This is a genomic window from Sphingobium jiangsuense, from assembly GCF_014196495.1.
Taxonomy (GTDB): domain Bacteria; phylum Pseudomonadota; class Alphaproteobacteria; order Sphingomonadales; family Sphingomonadaceae; genus Sphingobium; species Sphingobium jiangsuense.
Genome location: NZ_JACIDT010000009.1, coordinates 78,066 through 92,731, shown reverse-complemented (window position 1 = coordinate 92,731; position 14,666 = coordinate 78,066). Strand labels below are relative to the sequence as shown.

The following is a 14,666-nucleotide window of genomic DNA, read 5'->3' as shown; positions in this document are numbered from 1 at the left end:
GGCCAGGATTCGCAAACCCCGCCGGACCTTATGCGGCGCCTCCCTTCAGCGCGAGACGGCCTTGCAGGCCGCCCTATGCCGCTACCGACCTGCCCTAGGACGATCCGCCGCGATCGGTCCTCGCCAGCCGCCGTCCGGTGACCAGCGTCTGGATGACGAACAGCAGGATCAGGATCATCCCCGCCACGCCGACGAACAGGTCGAAGCCCGACAGCTTGCCGAACACCCCCGGCCCGGAGCCGAGCATCATCATCATCAGCGTCAGCGCGATCAGCATCAGCCGCAATTCGGTGGGCCCCGCCGCGAGGTAGGACAGCTTGAACTCGCCCAGCACGCGGGCGGAGAGATAGGCGTGGATCGACAGCAGCAGATAGCCCGCCAACGCCACCAGCGCGACGTCCATCGTCACGAAGGGGCTGAGGCCGATGCCTGCGAGGATCAGCAGCGTCGCGAGGCCATCGCAGCTATGGTCGATGAAATAGCCGTAGGAAGGGCGCTCGATCCGGCGATAGCGGGCGAGGCTGCCGTCCATCGAATCCCCGAACCATTGCACGACATAACCGGCGATGGCGAGCAGCAGCCACGACGCCGCGAGATTGCTGGCGACATAGCCCGCGAAGGTCATGAACGCCCCCACCATGCCGAGCGAGGTCAGCTTGTCGGGCGTGACCCAGGCGGGCATCCGGGCGCACAGCCAGTTGAGCAGCCGCCTTTCCCTGGCGGCGAGCCAGTTCTGCTGGATGCGGGAGAGCGAGGGCGCGGTCTTCGGTTGCACTGTCATGGCTCTTATTGGGCCCTCGCGTTCCGATGAGAAATGGCTGAATGTCTTTCCGCCCCGAAACAGGGTTGGCCTGAACCGGGGCTGGGCGCATCAGATAGCAGGCGGAAATCGCGCAATGCAAGCGTCATGCAGCCTCTCGCGCCGCCCCATGCGCCGTGCCGCTTCGGGCGGGCGGCGATCCGCATTGCCGCGCGCGCGGCGCGGCTCTATTGCGGAAGTCCGTTTCCACGCCCTTGCCGAAGAGGACAGCATGCCGACAGACCGCTTCCCCCCGCTGCGGACGGACAACGACCGGATCGCCCTGATCGACGGCGACCGGCGCGTCAGCTATGGCGCGCTCCATGGCGCGGTGGAACGGCTCGCCACCGGATTGCTGGGGGGCAAGGCGGATCTGGAGGAGGAACGCATCGCCTTCTTCCTGCCCGCGGGCACGGATTACGTCACCCTGCTGCACGGCGTCTGGCGCGCGGGCGGGATCGCGGTGCCGCTGAATGTCGGCGCGACGCTTGATGAACTCGACCATTATCTCGGCTGCGCGCGGGTGACGCGGCTGGTCGCCCATGCCGGGGATCATGCGATGCTGGGCGAGCTGTGCGCGCGGCTGGGCATCGACCTGCTGCGGCCGGACGAGCTGATGGCGGCGCAAGCGGGCGCGTTGCCGGAGATCGTCGAGGACCGGCGCGCGATGATGGTCTTCACCAGCGGCACCACCAGCAAGCCCAAGGGAGTGGTGACGACCCATGGCAATATCCGCGCGCAGATCACCGTGCTGCTGGACGCCTGGGGCTGGTCGGGCGAGGATCGCATTCCGCTGTTCCTGCCGCTGCACCATGTCCATGGCATCATCAACATATTGAGCTGCGCGTTGTGGGCGGGCGCGAGCGTGCATCTCTTCCCCCGCTTCGACGCCGCCGCCGTTGCGGCCCGCGTCTCGGCCGGGGACTATACGGTCTTCATGGCGGTGCCGACCGTCTATGTGAAGCTGCTCGATCATCTCGACGGGCTGGACGAGGGGGCCGCGCGCGCGATGTGCGAGGGCTTCGCCGCGATGCGCCTCACCGTGTCGGGCTCCGCGGCCTGCCCGGTGCCGCTGTTCGAGCAATGGCGCGCGCGCACCGGGCAGGTGCTGCTGGAGCGCTACGGCATGACCGAGATCGGCATGGCGCTGTCCAACCCCTATCGCGGCGAGCGGCGGGCGGGCCATGTCGGCCAGCCGCTGCCCGGCGTCGAGGTGCGTCTCTACGGCGAGGACGACCGGCCGATCGGGGAGGAAGGGCAGCCGGGCGAGATCCGCGTCAAGGGGCCGAACGTGTTCCTCGAATATTGGGACAATGAGGAAGCGACGCGGGCGAGCTTTCGCGACGGCTGGTTCTGCACCGGCGACATGGCGGTGGTCGAGCGGGGCTATTACCGCATCATGGGGCGGACCTCGATCGATATCATCAAGTCGGGCGGCTACAAGCTGTCGGCGCTGGAGATAGAGGCGGTGCTGCTCGCCCATCCCGCCATCGCCGAGGCGGCGGTGATCGGCGTCGAGGACGCCACCTGGGGCGAGGTGGTGGCGGCGTTCCTCGTGACCCGGCCGGGCGCGGCGGTGTCGGCGGAGGAGATTGCGGCCTGGTGCGGGGAGCGGCTGTCCTCCTACAAGGTGCCGCGACAGGTCCGCTTCGTCGACAGTCTGCCCCGCAACGCGATGGGCAAGGTCACCAAGCCGGATCTGAAGGCGCTTCTGACCAGCGCCTGAGCGGGAAGGGCGCGCGCGCTTACACGCCTTCGAGCGGCCAGACCTCCACGACGCCATGGGCGACGGCGCAGGGGGAGCGGGAGACGAGTTCGACCGCCTCTTCAAGGTCGGCCGCCTCGATGATCGCGAAGCCGGCGACCGGCAGCGCGGCGGAGAGATAGGCGCCCTCCTGCGTCCGCACGCCCGCCGCATCCGGGTTGCGGACCTGAACCGGCGGCCCGGCAATGCCCATGATCGCGCCGCGCTGCTTCAACGCCTCGTCCTGCGCATGCGCGGCGGCGCGGACATCCGGCGCCGTCCGGTCATAGCCCGCCTGATCGCCATATCCGATCGTCACATATTTCGGCATATCGACTCTCCTTCCGTTGGGGGAGAAACCGACCCTTTGCCTTTACGTCACCCTGAACTTGTTTAGCTGCGCTGGCATGACGAAGAAGCTCAAACCATCCTCCCCCACAAAACCCGCCAGCCGCACGCGATGTTCCCTCAATAGTGCGGCACGAGGAAAGGGTGGAAATCCTCCATGTCGGGTTCGCGCAACTGCTCCTGAAACTGTTCGTAGCTCCACGGCCACAGCGCGATCTGGCCGTTCCTGTCCATGTACGAGCTTTTGCAGCCGGTCGCCCAGATGGTCCCCGGCATGCGCCGGGCGATGGCGTCGTAGAGCCGGTCCATCGCCTCGACGCGCGAGGGTTATATGCCGCTCGGCGATTTCATCGACGAGGTGATGGCGCTGTTCGCCCGGCCGGAAACCCCCGCCGAAATAGTGGTCGAGCGCGCCCGCGCGCTGCGCTGGGCAGAGCGGGAAGGGCGGTTCGACCAGACGGTCGCGATGCTGAGCGAGCATAATCCGCCCGATTGAGGCGGAAGGCGATACCCTAGCTGGTGACGCGCAGCGGTTCGGGCGCCACGCTTTCCGGCGGCTGCGGAATGCCGCCCGCTTCCTCGCGGATCAGCCTGGCGAGCAAGCGCCGCGCCCGCACCGCCGCGCCGTCGCCCACCAGGATCGCCGGGCGCATCGACCAGAAGTCCCGGCCCGCCATGTTCGCGGCGACCTGCGCGATCATCGGCTCGTCCTCGGTTTCGAACGCCTGCTTGATGCCGCCATGGATGATCCGGCCCAGCTCCTCGTTTTCGGGTTGCCGGTTGCGGCCGACCATCCAGAAATAATGGGTCGACGTCTCGGTTTCCGGCGTCAGCAGATGGGCGCTGGGCAGCCACGGCCCGTCCGCCGGATCGCCGCCCACATCGGTCACCCCGACGTCGAGCAGCAGGTTCGACGGCGCGGTCCAGCGCATGTGGGAGCGCATGTCGCCACGCCCGGCCGCCTTGTCCCACACCAGCCGGAACAGCGGGGTTATCTCCTCGTCGTCGTTCCACAGATAGGAATAGACGGTCCGCCCCTCCTGCTCGACCCTGGTGCGCGAGCGCGCCGCGAAGCTTTCCGGCGCGAGGAACGGGTGCAGGAATGCCGCATGGCTGAGGTCGAGCAGATTGTCGTTGATCAGCTCGTAATTCGCCCCGACATGCAGATAGTCGCGCGAGCTGACGATATCCGGCCGGTCGTAGACGGAAAAGTCGGGGATCAGCGCGGGGTCGGCCCGTTCCGGGTCGCCCGGCCAGATCCACAGCGCATGATGCCGCTCCACGACCGGATAGCTCTTGACCAGCGCGCCGGGCGGGACGGTGCCGTCGCCATGCGGATTGTGCACGCATTTCCCGGCGGGGTCGAAGCGCAGCCCATGATAGGGGCAGCGGATCGTGTCGCCGAAGACCTTGCCCTGGCTGAGCGAGGCGAAGCGGTGCGGGCAGATGTCGCCCAGCGCGATCGCGCGCCCGTCCTCCGCGCGGTAGATCGCCACCGGCTCGCCCAATATCGTGATGCGTACCGGCGTTTCGCCGAGCGTTTCCGACCATCCGGCCACGTACCAGGCGTCGAACAGAAACGGCATGCTGCTTTCCCTCTCGCTGATGCCGTCGATCCTGTCGCGGCTTGTTCTCCCTCTCCTTTTACCATCGCCGGCGGGCGCGTCCAATCGGTTCGCTTTATCCGATGCATAGGCAGCGCCGATGCCCGCTTCCTAACATAGGTTTAGTCCGGGAACCGGTTCGCCGCCGTCGGGTTCGGGATTCACCCCAGAATTCGAACGATGGAGGATGCCATGGCTACCCAACAGACGGGCCAAGCCCGGACAGGAACGCACGACCAGACCTATGACGTCGTTTCGGTGGTCTATCACGCGCTTCAGGGCGCGGAGAACTGCCAGACCTATTGCGACGATGCCGAGACCGACGAGGCGCGCCGCTTTTTCGAGCAGGCCGCGCAGGCGCAGCGCGATCTGGCCGATCGCGGCAAGCAGGTGCTGAAGCAGTGCCTGAAGAGCGAGGCAGGCGACGGCGCGGCGGACAGCGAGGAAGAAGGCGAGGCCGTCCGGTTCGAGCCCGACCCCATACTCGATGACGAGCTGGCCGCAAGCCGGTCGCATTGAGCGGCGAGCGCTGAACGGACATCACCGGGCAGGCCGCGCACGCATCCGCAGCCGGAAGGCCGGTTGAACCGCGTCGCCCGGCCCGGCCAGAGAGGCTGGAGGCCGAATGTCGATCACGACCGACCCGGAATGGCAGCAGCTGGCGCTCTACGCCGCGGGCGGGGCGTTGCTGCTGATCCTGATCTTCAACATTCCCCATGTCGGGCGGATCATCCGCTGGCTCTTCTCGTTCGCGCTGCTCGCCTTCTGCCTGTTCCTGCTGCTCCAGCAGGCGCCGTTCGACCCCAATCTCTCGCGCCTGGTGACGCGGCTTGGCCTCGACAGTCAGGAGGTGGTCGGCGAGGAAGTGCGCATCGCCATGGCGCGCGACGGGCATTTCTGGGCGCAGGTGTCGGTCAACGGCGTCGAGCGGCGGATGCTGGTGGACAGCGGCGCGACGGTGACCGCGCTGTCCCGGCAGACGGCGGAGCTGGCGTCGGTGGAGCGCGGCGCGGGCCTGCTGCCGGTGGCGATCCGCACCGCCAACGGCACGATCCCGGCCGAAACCGGCACGGTCGGGCGGCTGCGGCTGGGCAGCATCGAGGCGCGCGACCTCAAGGTCGTGATATCGCCCGCGCTCGGCACCATCGACATATTGGGCATGAACTTCCTGTCGCAGCTGGCCTCGTGGCGGGTCGAGGACCGGACGCTGATCCTCGTGCCCCGCGCCGCCGGGGAGGAGGCCCGCTAGAGCGTTTCAAGTCAGATGGAACATCTGACGGCTCGGAAAACGCGGCAGCCTGGCGGCGCGCACGCCTCATTCGTCGGCGGTGCCCGGCGCGGCCATCTTGCGATGCTGCTCGGCCAGCAGCGCGGCGGGCGTCACATGGGCGGCGGCGGCCTGCAGCTTGTTGCGCCAGCCCGAAACGATATGCGCCTTGCCCGCCATCAGCGCGTCCCACCCGTCCTGCGCGACCTTGCCGGCGTCGTCCTTCTCCTGCTCGCCGACCTTGGTGTCGAGCATGTCGGCGCGGTCGAAGAACTCCGTCTCGGTCGGGCCGGGCATCAGCGTGGTGATGGTGACGCCCTTCGCGTCCTTCAGCTCGTTGCGGATCGCGTCGGCGAAGCTGTCGATGAACGCCTTGCTGCCGTTGTAGACCGCCTGAAAGCTGCCGGGGATGAACCCCGCGATCGAGCCGGTGATCAGCACCTTGCCCCGGTCGCGCTCCACCATCGGCTTCAATATCCGGTGCAGCAGATAGACGGTGCCGGTCACATTGGTGTCGATCACCCGGCGCCAGTCGGCGACCTGCTGGTCGAGGAACGCATGCCCCAGCCCGCGCCCGGCATTGGCGCAGAGCAGGTCGACCGGGCGGCCGTCGGCGGCGTCGAGCAGCCGGTCCACCCCCTCCAGCGTCGCCAGATCGGCCTCGACCGCGCGCACCGGCGTGCCGTGCTTGCGGAAATCGGCGGCCGCTGCCTCGATCTGCGGCTCGTCCGCCGCGACCAGCAGGTCATAGCCGTCCTTTGCTGCGAGATGGGCCAGCTCGAAGCCGATGCCGGTCGAGGCGCCGGTGACGATCGCCAGTTTGTCAGCCATGATTCTCTCCTCATGCGGCGGCGGCCATGCCGGGCTTCAGCACGACCTTGGTCACCTCGTTCTGATGACCGTGGAACATCTTGTAGCCTTCGGCCGCCTGTTCGAGCGGCAGGCGGTGGCTGATCAGGAAGGTGGTGTCGATCTTGCCCTCGACGATCGCATTGAGCAGCGCGGGCATGTAATGCTGCACATGGGTCTGCCCGGTGCGCAGCGTCAGCCCCTTTTCCATGAACGCGCCGAGCGGGAACTTGTCGACCAGCCCGCCATAGACGGCGGGCATCGACACCCGCCCGCCCTTGCGGCAGGCGATGATCGCCTGGCGGATCGAATGGATGCGATCGGTGCCAAGGAAGGTGGACGCCTTGATCTGGTCGATCACATTGTCGAGGAAAAAGCCGTGCGCCTCCAGCCCCACCGCGTCGATGCAGGCGTCGGGGCCGATGCCGCCGGTCATTTCCATCAGCGCCTCATAGGTGTCGCTCTTCTCGAAGTTGATCGTCTCCGCGCCGAAGCGCCTCGCCAGCTCCAGCCGATGCGGGAAATGGTCGATCGCGATCACCCGCTCCGCCCCCATCAGCAAGGCCGATTGCACCGCGAACAGCCCGACCGGGCCGCAGCCCCACACCGCGACGGTATCGCCCGGCTCGATCTGCGCATATTCGGCCGCCTGCCAGCCGGTCGGCAGGATGTCGGAGAGGAACAGCACCTGCTCGTCCTCCAGCCCGTCCGGCACGACGATCGGGCCGACATCGCTGAACGGCACGCGCACATATTCGGCCTGCCCGCCCGCATAGCCGCCGGTCATGTGGCTGTAGCCGAACAGGCCGGACATGGGCTGGCCGTAGAGGAATTGGGCGATATCCTGGTTGTCGGCCGGGTTGCCGTTGTCGCAGGCGGAATATTGATGCTTGCCGCAATGATAGCAGCTGCCGCAGGCGATGGTGAAGGGCACGACGACGCGCTGCCCCTTTTCCAGCGTCGATCCGGGCCCGGTCTCGACCACCTCGCCCATGAACTCGTGGCCCAATATGTCGCCGACCTGCATCGTCGGGATATAGCCGTCATAGAGATGCAGGTCGGAGCCGCAGATCGCGGTGGACGTGATCCTGATGATCGCGTCGCGCGGGTTGAGGATTTCCGGGTCGTCCACCGTCTCGACGCGGACGTCGTGCTTGCCGTGCCAGGTGAGCGCGCGCATCAGCCTTCCTCCTCTTCTTCCAGTTCCCGGCGGTTGCGGGCCGCCGTCGCGATCTCGCCGGTTTCCATCAGCTGTTTGAAGCGGCGCAGGTCGCGGCGGGCCTGAATCGCGGGCTCGCGCTGGAACATCCTGGCGATCAGCTTGCCGAGCAGGCCCGCGGGCGGATCGTAGAGGATGGTCGCGGTGACGACCGTGCCGCGCTCGCCCGCGTCGCGAAAATCGATGCGCCCGCTATTGGGGACGTCCGCGCCCTCGGTCGAGGCCCAGGCGATCAGCTCGCCGGGCCGGTCCTCGGTGATGACCGCATCCCATTCCACCGTCCTGCCGCCGGGCGCCTTGACGACCCAATGGCTGGTGCGCTCGTCGAGCATGTCGACCCGCTCCACATTCTCCATGAAGGCGGGCAGGCGGGCGAAGTCGCGCCAGAAGGCGTACAGCTCCGCGCGCGGGCGGTTGATCGTGACGGAGCGGCCGACGAGGCTGTCGCCCCTGTCCTCGACCAAGGCGGCCTTGGCCTCGTCCAGCGCGTCGCCGTGCTTGGCGGTGGTCAGTGGCGCGTCGTCGCGGATGTCGTCGCGGGTATCGGGCATGGGGCGGCCTCCTCTCCAGACTGCGATAGTGCGGGAAACGGCATCGGGCGGGCATGCTGCCTCGTCCTTTCCCCGCTGAACGCACAGGCGCGCGGATCGGTCCGCCGGGATGCGACGAATGCAGGGGGAATCTGCTTCGTTTCGTCGTATTTAGGCCGGCGCCCCGGTCACAGCATCTGCGCGACCAGCCTGCACCCCAGCGCGACCATCAGCAGGTAGATGATCGTATAGAAACGTTGCGCATCGACCCGGCGCACCAGCGCGACGCCCCCGGCGGTGGCCGCCAGCGCGACCGGCAGCAGCAGTGCGCTCGCCCGCAGATTGGCGGGCGTGAACTGCCCCAGCGCCGCATAGGTGGGGATCTTCATCCAGTTCATCGCGGCGAAGGCGATGGCGGTGGTGCCGACCAGCACGTCGCGCGGCAGCTGGCGCGGGATCACCCACATCTGGAACGGCGGCGCGCCCGCATGCGCGATCTGGCTGGCGAAGCCGGAGCCGACGCCGAAGAGCGAGCCGACCCAATAGGGGGAATTGGACGGCATCGGCACCTTGCCGCCGCGCTCGATCCACAGCCGGTACAGCCCGAACAGCAGCGAGAGCAGGCCGATGATGCCGGTCACGACCCGCGCATCGACCAGCGCCGCCAGCGCATAGCCCAGCCCGACCCCGACGGCCATGCCCGGCAGCATCGCGGCGAGGATCGCCCCGTCCCATGTCCGGCGGAACGCCCAGACGCCGACCGCATCCTGCACGACGAGGATGGGGAGGAGCACCGCCGCCCCCTCTATCGGGTTCACGGCCTGCGCCATGATCGGCATGGACAGCATCCCCAGCCCGGCAAAACCGCCCTTGCCGAGGCCGGAAAAGGTGACGGAAAGGATCGCGCAGAGGAGGACGAGCGGATCGGTGAGGGTCATGGACAGGGTCTTTGCAGCGGGTTCGTCAGGAAGCGGCCGCCCGCCCGCGCCGTCCGGCTTTCCCCGGCAGGGCAGGCCGTCCCGTCAGCGGCCGTCGCGGGGATAGTCCCTGTAGCATTCGCAGCACTGGCTTTCCAGCGTGTCGCGGTCGGTGATGGTCATCGTGCCGCGCCCATGGTCGATCGCGCCCGCGGCGTGCAGCCGGGCGCAGGCGTCGCTGATCGTCGCCAGCCGCAGCCCGAAGATATTGGCGAGCGTGCGCTGGGTGATGTCGAAATGGTTGCTGTCGTTGCGGTCGAGCGCGCGCAGCAGCCAGGTGGCGACGCGCTGGCTCGCGGAATGGACGCTGGCGCACACCACGCCGCGCATCAGGTCGCGCAGCAGCCCGCGCGAGGCGCCGCGCATGATGTCCTGCAACGGTTCGCAGGCGGTCAGCGCCGCCGCGAAATCATTGGCCGACAGCCAGGACGCCCGCCCGGAAATCGCCACCACCGCATGATAGGAGGTGACCCTTTCCCCCAGCAGATAATCGACGCCGATGAAGCTGTCGCGGCCGATCGACATGTTCTCGACCGTCCGCCCGTCCTGCAACACCACCTGCAACGATATGATTCCGCTGTGCGGGAAGATCATGTGAATCAGCGGATTGTCGGGTTCGTACAGCACCTCGCCGGTCTGCACCGGCTTCGTGACCAGGCGGTCGTACACCAGCTCCGGCACCTCCGTATAAAGCGCCTTCAATATTGTATTTTCGAGAGGTTCAGCGGTCATCGTCACCAAGGCCAATGGCAAAGTCCAGTAAGCTTAATAAATTAGTAACCATTCATATATACGGTACCGTATCTACAGAGTTAGAAAATCGATAATTATAATATTCGGTAGCCGAGGAGCAGTAAAAGCCGGAAGCGGCATTGTTAACTTTTTCCCCATTTGGTTCTCCCTCGGCCGGCGGAATTACCGTGCAACGCAAAATGTTTATTTTTGTCAACGCAAATATATCGGAAGCTTGCCATGAAGATAAACGTAAATGAAGATTTTTCTTCGCAGGCCGCCTCTCCCCTGCCTTCGCTGGCGGTGGTGATTGGGGCGCAATCTCATGGACCGGAAGCACGACTTGAGCAGGCCGAACTGCATGCCTATCGCGAGGCGCTCGACCATGTGGCGATCGTCGCCACCACCGACCGGGCGGGCCGCATCACCGACGTCAACCGGCTGTTCTGCGAGATCAGCGGCTATGCGCGGGAAGAGCTGATCGGCGCGGATCACCGGCTGCTGAACAGCGGGCACCACCCGTCGCATTTCTTCCGCCAGATGTGGCAGACCATCGCGCAGGGCAATGTCTGGCGCGCCGACATCTGCAACCGCGACAAGAAGGGGCGGCTCTACTGGGTCGACACCACGATCGCGCCCCGGCGCGACGGGGACGGGCGGCTGGTGGGCTATGTCTCGATCCGCTTCGACATCACCAGCCGCAAGATCGCCGAGGCGGAAGTGCTCGCCGAGCTGCGGCGGCGCGAGGTGACCGAGAACCTGCTGGTCGACATCATCGAAACCATTCCCAACGGCCTTGTCGCCTATGATTCCCAAGGGCAGCTCCTCTTCTGCAACAATGCCCACCGAAAGCTTTACGATCTGGCGTCCTGCTCCCCCGCGCGCTCGCCGATGATGCAGTCGGGCGGCCGCCAGCCGCCGGCGTCCGGCCCCTTCGCGCCCGCCGACCTGCCCACGCACCTGTCCATCGGGCTGGAGGGCGAGGGCATGTCCAGGCCCTATATCCAGCAGCTGGATTCGGAGCGGTGGATACAAATCCATAACCGCCGGTCCGAATCCGGCAATCTGGTTTCGATACAAACCGATATATCGGCGCTGAAGCGAGCGCAGATGCAGATCAAGCACCAGGCCGAGCGCGACGCGCTGACCGGCATCGGCAACCGCACCATCCTGATGCGGCGCCTGTCCAACCTGTTCCGGTCGCGGTCGCGGGAGGACCGGGGCATGGCGATGCTGATGATCGTCGACCTCGACGACTTCAAGCTGATCAACGACCGCTTCGGCCATGACGGCGGCGACACGCTGTTGCAGCATATCGCCGAGCGGTTGCGCGCCTCGGTGCGGCGCAACGATACGGTGGTGCGGCTGGGCGGCGACGAATTCGCGGTGCTGATGCGCGACATTCCCGACCGGCCGGCGGTCGAGCGCATCGCCGGGACCATGCTGGGCAAGATGCAGCAGCCGGTGAAGGTCGGCCAGCAGACGATCATCCCGTCGGCCAGCATCGGCATCGCGCTGTTCCCCAAGGACGCGAAGACGCCGGGGGAACTGATGAAGAACGCGGACCTCGCGCTGTATCAGGCGAAGCTCAACGGGCGGCGCGGCTACAGCGTCTATGACAGCATGATCCGGCGGGACCGCAAGCGCCGGGCGGTGCTGATCGAGAAATTGCGCGTGTCGCTCTCCCGCGACGAGGTGGGCGTCGCCTTGCAGCCGCAAAGCAACCTGCGGTCCGGCCGCCACGAAGGGTTCGAGGCGCTGGCGCGGTGGAAGGTCGGCGGCGCCGCCGTGCCGCCGCTGGAGCTGATCTCCGTCGCCGAGGAGGCCGGGCTGATCACGCAGCTCAGCTACAGGCTGATCGACAAGGCGCTGGCGGCGATGGCCGGGTTCCGGCGCGACGGGCTTTCACCCGGCACCATCGCCTTCAACGTCGTCGCCGCGCAGCTTCAGGAGCCGGATTTCATCGAGCGCCTGTGCGCGATGGTGGAGGCGCACGGCCTCTCGCCGCAGGACATAGAGATAGAGGTGACGGAGAATGTCATCCTCGACCGGGCGGCGGGCAACATCGCCGCCGCGCTGAAGCAGCTGCACAAGAAAGGCATGTCGATCGCGCTCGACGATTTCGGCACCGGCTATGCCTCGCTCACCCATCTCAAGCAGTTTCCGATCGACATCCTCAAGATCGACCGGTCGTTCATTTCGGGCATATTGAACGAGAAGGACGACGAGATCATCGTGCGGACGATCATATCGCTCGCCCATAATCTCGGCTTCGAAGTCATCGCGGAAGGGGTCGAGACGATCGACCAGTACAAGCAGCTGTCGAACTTCGGCTGCGACCTGGTGCAGGGCTATCTGCTCGCCCGGCCGATGAGCGAGGAGGAAAGCCGCGCTTATCTGGACTCCGTCCGCAGGCCCGGCTTCCGCGACCTGCCCCTGCCGCGCTCCCTTCCGCCGGATGCCCGTTCCGCCGAAGGTCCGGGATAATCCTCAGCGTCCGAAATTCATCCACGATAGCGGGTTAACTGAAGACAGATGAACAGGGCCATGAATTTTCGATCATATCAGGAAATATTGGAGCATTTCGATGGCAAACTCAGCAGAATTAATCGGAAAGAGACTGGAATTTTATGAAATAGGACCGAAAAACGCCTATGAATTCCGCAAAATACACGGCCTCATCCGCAAACATGTTCCCCGGTCGATATCGGCCTTCTACGACAAGGTGACGCGCACGCCCGAGGCCGCGCGCTTCTTCGGGTCGCGGGCGATGATGGATCATGCGGGCGAGAAGCAGTTCAACCATTGGTGCGCGATCTTCGAGAATTCGCTGGACGACGACTATTACCGGCGGGCCGAAACCATCGGCAAGGTGCATGCGCGCATCGGGTTGGACGCCAGCCTCTATTTCGGCGCCTATGCGACCATATTGGGCGGGCTGGTCGAAAAATCGGTCATGGGCACATGGCTGCGCTGGGTGCCCGGCGCGCGGCGCATGGCCGGCACGCTCAAGACGCTGATCAAGGTCGCGCTGCTCGACATGGATATCGCGGTGACGACCATCTTCCTGACCAAGGAGAATGAGCAGCGCCAGGTCATCCGGCAGGTCGGCGAGGCGCTGACGGAGGTGGCGAAGGGCGACCTTGCCGCCACCATCGGCGACCTGCCCAGGGATTATGAGGATCTGGGCCGGGATTTCGGGCAGGCGATGGATTCGCTGAGCGAGATGCTGGGCGGCATTTCGAACATCTTCGACATGATCCGCAGCGCGGCCGCCGAAATCAGCGCCGCGTCGGACGATCTGGCGCGGCGGACCGAGCATCAGGCGGCCTCGCTGGAGGAGACGGTGGCGACCATCGGCACGCTGACCGCATCGGTGCGCGACACCGCGCTCAACGCCGAGGAGGCGTCCGCCGCCGCGCTGGAGGCCAATGGCGACGCGACCGAGGGCGGCCGCATCGTCAAGAGCGCGGTCGAGGCGATGACCAGCATCGACAGAAGCTCCGGCGAGATCGAGCAGATCATCAACGTGATCGACGGCATCGCCTTCCAGACCAACCTGCTGGCGCTCAACGCCGGGGTGGAGGCGGCGCGCGCCGGGGACGCGGGCAAGGGCTTCGCGGTCGTCGCCAGCGAGGTGCGGGCGCTCGCCCAGCGCAGCGCCGACGCCGCGAAGGACATCAAGGAGCTGATCGGCCAGAGCGCCGGCCATGTCGGCAGCGGCGTGCAGTTGGTCGGCAAGGCCGGGTCCGCGCTCGACGCCATTGTCGGCCGGGTGGAGGACGTGACCGGCCGCGTGCAGCGGATCGCCCTGATGTCGCAGGAGCAGGCCGCGAGCATCGAGCAGGTGAACGCCGCCATATCCGACATGGACCACACGACCCAGCGCAACGCGGCGATGGTCGAGCAATCGACCGCGGCAGCGCGCAACCTGCTCGGCCAGGCGGACCAGCTGGCCGAGATGGTGGGCCGCTTCCGCATCGGCGCGGCGGGCCAGCGCCCGGCCCCGGCGGCGAAGCCGAATTTGCGGGCCGTTAGCAATAATATTTATGCGAACCCATAGAATTTACACATTTTTACCAGGTTCACCCCATCATGCCGCCAATAGAGAACGGAGGAATCGGGGAAGCCTGGGAGAACGGGGATAAAGCGGAATTCCGGTCATGCGGCGCATGACGGACCGGGAAGCATGTCAGTCGGCAACGACCGCCGGGGAGGGCGATCGCGGCCGGTATTTCACGGGAAATTGATCCAGAAACGCATCATCGCGGTTCAGGATCATTATAGTGCGTCCGAAGTGCCGCCGGGCAGCCTCAAGAGGAAGACTATATGCCTTACAGCGTACAAAATATTGGCGACTGTGGTGGAGAAGGCCATGAGCTCAACCTTATCCTGGCCGAGGATGGCATCGCCGTGCTCCATTCCCGCAATCCCGATACCGGGGAAACGCAGCAGATCGTGATGCTCAAGGAGCAGTGGAAATCGTTGCTGCACCTGTTGCTGGGGGCCTATGGCACCCATAATTGCTGCTATCGCAATCTCGACGGATATTGCGAGGGCGACGGCGACGTGCGGTTCGTGGCCTAAGAGCGAAAGT

16 protein-coding genes are annotated in these 14,666 nt (G+C 66.1%); 7 read left to right on the top strand and 9 right to left on the bottom strand.

Features of this window, described 5'->3' with window-relative positions:
• Positions 1 to 94: 94 nt before the first annotated feature.
• On the bottom strand, positions 95 to 781 hold the full coding sequence (locus tag GGR43_RS13440) for a CDP-alcohol phosphatidyltransferase family protein (protein ID WP_188072495.1): 687 nt from the start codon (positions 779 to 781) through the stop codon (positions 95 to 97).
• A 250-nt stretch (positions 782 to 1,031) separates the two neighbouring features.
• On the opposite strand from GGR43_RS13440, the gene GGR43_RS13435 reads away from it, so the two are divergent.
• Positions 1,032 to 2,525 carry an acyl-CoA synthetase gene (locus tag GGR43_RS13435; RefSeq protein ID WP_188072602.1) on the top strand — a complete coding sequence of 498 codons (1,494 nt, stop codon included), beginning with the start codon at positions 1,032 to 1,034 and terminating at the stop codon, positions 2,523 to 2,525.
• A gap of 19 nt (positions 2,526 to 2,544) precedes the next feature.
• On the opposite strand, the gene GGR43_RS13430 is transcribed toward GGR43_RS13435, so the two are convergent.
• Both GGR43_RS13430 and GGR43_RS13425 read right to left on the bottom strand, forming a co-directional pair.
• Complete coding sequence (locus GGR43_RS13430; protein ID WP_188072494.1) at positions 2,545 to 2,874, bottom strand: YciI family protein; 330 nt, start codon at positions 2,872 to 2,874, stop codon at positions 2,545 to 2,547.
• A 137-nt stretch (positions 2,875 to 3,011) separates the two neighbouring features.
• Positions 3,012 to 3,200, bottom strand: coding sequence for a hypothetical protein (locus GGR43_RS13425; RefSeq protein WP_188072493.1), 189 nt, complete (start codon positions 3,198 to 3,200; stop codon positions 3,012 to 3,014).
• Positions 3,201 to 3,222: 22 nt separating this feature from the next.
• Here GGR43_RS13425 and GGR43_RS13420 point away from each other — a divergent pair, with 22 nt between their 5' ends.
• The gene (locus tag GGR43_RS13420) at positions 3,223 to 3,387 is read left to right on the top strand and encodes a hypothetical protein (RefSeq protein WP_188072492.1); all 165 of its coding nucleotides are present in this window, start codon (positions 3,223 to 3,225) and stop codon (positions 3,385 to 3,387) included.
• A 16-nt stretch (positions 3,388 to 3,403) separates the two neighbouring features.
• On the opposite strand, the gene GGR43_RS13415 is transcribed toward GGR43_RS13420, so the two are convergent.
• Positions 3,404 to 4,477, bottom strand: coding sequence for an aromatic ring-hydroxylating oxygenase subunit alpha (locus tag GGR43_RS13415; RefSeq protein ID WP_188072491.1), 1,074 nt, complete (start codon positions 4,475 to 4,477; stop codon positions 3,404 to 3,406).
• A 210-nt stretch (positions 4,478 to 4,687) separates the two neighbouring features.
• Between GGR43_RS13415 and GGR43_RS13410 the strand changes: the two genes are divergently transcribed.
• Both GGR43_RS13410 and GGR43_RS13405 read left to right on the top strand, forming a co-directional pair.
• Entirely contained in the window at positions 4,688 to 5,014 is a 327-nt protein-coding gene (locus GGR43_RS13410) for a hypothetical protein (protein WP_188072490.1), read from the top strand.
• Positions 5,015 to 5,120: 106 nt separating this feature from the next.
• A complete protein-coding gene (locus GGR43_RS13405; protein ID WP_188072489.1) occupies positions 5,121 to 5,744 on the top strand; it encodes a retropepsin-like aspartic protease family protein in 624 nt (207 codons plus the stop codon).
• Positions 5,745 to 5,810: 66 nt separating this feature from the next.
• Here the strand turns inward: GGR43_RS13405 and GGR43_RS13400 are convergent, their stop codons facing one another.
• The 5 genes from GGR43_RS13400 to GGR43_RS13380 all read right to left on the bottom strand — a co-directional run bounded on the left by GGR43_RS13400 (position 5,811) and on the right by GGR43_RS13380 (position 10,069).
• Positions 5,811 to 6,593 carry an SDR family NAD(P)-dependent oxidoreductase gene (locus tag GGR43_RS13400; RefSeq protein WP_188072488.1) on the bottom strand — a complete coding sequence of 261 codons (783 nt, stop codon included), beginning with the start codon at positions 6,591 to 6,593 and terminating at the stop codon, positions 5,811 to 5,813.
• 10 nt (positions 6,594 to 6,603) lie between these two features.
• Positions 6,604 to 7,791 carry a zinc-dependent alcohol dehydrogenase gene (locus GGR43_RS13395; protein WP_188072487.1) on the bottom strand — a complete coding sequence of 396 codons (1,188 nt, stop codon included), beginning with the start codon at positions 7,789 to 7,791 and terminating at the stop codon, positions 6,604 to 6,606.
• Positions 7,791 to 8,381 (bottom strand): SRPBCC family protein, encoded by a 591-nt coding sequence (locus GGR43_RS13390; RefSeq protein ID WP_188072486.1) that lies wholly within the window; start codon positions 8,379 to 8,381, stop codon positions 7,791 to 7,793. The genes GGR43_RS13395 and GGR43_RS13390 overlap by 1 nt, the downstream gene beginning before the upstream one ends.
• A gap of 167 nt (positions 8,382 to 8,548) precedes the next feature.
• Positions 8,549 to 9,298: a sulfite exporter TauE/SafE family protein gene (locus GGR43_RS13385; protein ID WP_188072485.1), complete on the bottom strand. Its 750-nt coding sequence runs from the start codon at positions 9,296 to 9,298 to the stop codon at positions 8,549 to 8,551.
• 84 nt (positions 9,299 to 9,382) lie between these two features.
• Complete coding sequence (locus GGR43_RS13380; protein WP_223177447.1) at positions 9,383 to 10,069, bottom strand: Crp/Fnr family transcriptional regulator; 687 nt, start codon at positions 10,067 to 10,069, stop codon at positions 9,383 to 9,385.
• 240 nt (positions 10,070 to 10,309) lie between these two features.
• Here GGR43_RS13380 and GGR43_RS13375 point away from each other — a divergent pair, with 240 nt between their 5' ends.
• The 3 genes from GGR43_RS13375 to GGR43_RS13365 all read left to right on the top strand — a co-directional run bounded on the left by GGR43_RS13375 (position 10,310) and on the right by GGR43_RS13365 (position 14,656).
• A complete protein-coding gene (locus GGR43_RS13375; protein WP_188072483.1) occupies positions 10,310 to 12,556 on the top strand; it encodes a putative bifunctional diguanylate cyclase/phosphodiesterase in 2,247 nt (748 codons plus the stop codon).
• Between the two features lie 100 nt (positions 12,557 to 12,656).
• Complete coding sequence (locus GGR43_RS13370) at positions 12,657 to 14,132, top strand: globin-coupled sensor protein (RefSeq protein ID WP_188072482.1); 1,476 nt, start codon at positions 12,657 to 12,659, stop codon at positions 14,130 to 14,132.
• A gap of 266 nt (positions 14,133 to 14,398) precedes the next feature.
• A complete protein-coding gene (locus GGR43_RS13365; protein ID WP_188072481.1) occupies positions 14,399 to 14,656 on the top strand; it encodes a hypothetical protein in 258 nt (85 codons plus the stop codon).
• Positions 14,657 to 14,666 lie beyond the last annotated feature (10 nt).

Coding starts and splice junctions, on each gene's coding strand:
- GGR43_RS13385 (WP_188072485.1), bottom strand. CDS start 9,298: ATGACCCTCACCGATCCGCTCGTCCTCCTCTGCGCGATCCTTTCCGTC.
- GGR43_RS13435 (WP_188072602.1), top strand. CDS start 1,032: ATGCCGACAGACCGCTTCCCCCCGCTGCGGACGGACAACGACCGGATC.
- GGR43_RS13415 (WP_188072491.1), bottom strand. CDS start 4,477: ATGCCGTTTCTGTTCGACGCCTGGTACGTGGCCGGATGGTCGGAAACG.
- GGR43_RS13440 (WP_188072495.1), bottom strand. CDS start 781: ATGACAGTGCAACCGAAGACCGCGCCCTCGCTCTCCCGCATCCAGCAG.
- GGR43_RS13405 (WP_188072489.1), top strand. CDS start 5,121: ATGTCGATCACGACCGACCCGGAATGGCAGCAGCTGGCGCTCTACGCC.
- GGR43_RS13370 (WP_188072482.1), top strand. CDS start 12,657: ATGGCAAACTCAGCAGAATTAATCGGAAAGAGACTGGAATTTTATGAA.
- GGR43_RS13375 (WP_188072483.1), top strand. CDS start 10,310: ATGAAGATAAACGTAAATGAAGATTTTTCTTCGCAGGCCGCCTCTCCC.
- GGR43_RS13425 (WP_188072493.1), bottom strand. CDS start 3,200: ATGGACCGGCTCTACGACGCCATCGCCCGGCGCATGCCGGGGACCATC.
- GGR43_RS13365 (WP_188072481.1), top strand. CDS start 14,399: ATGCCTTACAGCGTACAAAATATTGGCGACTGTGGTGGAGAAGGCCAT.
- GGR43_RS13430 (WP_188072494.1), bottom strand. CDS start 2,874: ATGCCGAAATATGTGACGATCGGATATGGCGATCAGGCGGGCTATGAC.
- GGR43_RS13395 (WP_188072487.1), bottom strand. CDS start 7,791: ATGCGCGCGCTCACCTGGCACGGCAAGCACGACGTCCGCGTCGAGACG.
- GGR43_RS13400 (WP_188072488.1), bottom strand. CDS start 6,593: ATGGCTGACAAACTGGCGATCGTCACCGGCGCCTCGACCGGCATCGGC.
- GGR43_RS13380 (WP_223177447.1), bottom strand. CDS start 10,069: ATGACCGCTGAACCTCTCGAAAATACAATATTGAAGGCGCTTTATACG.
- GGR43_RS13390 (WP_188072486.1), bottom strand. CDS start 8,381: ATGCCCGATACCCGCGACGACATCCGCGACGACGCGCCACTGACCACC.
- GGR43_RS13410 (WP_188072490.1), top strand. CDS start 4,688: ATGGCTACCCAACAGACGGGCCAAGCCCGGACAGGAACGCACGACCAG.
- GGR43_RS13420 (WP_188072492.1), top strand. CDS start 3,223: ATGCCGCTCGGCGATTTCATCGACGAGGTGATGGCGCTGTTCGCCCGG.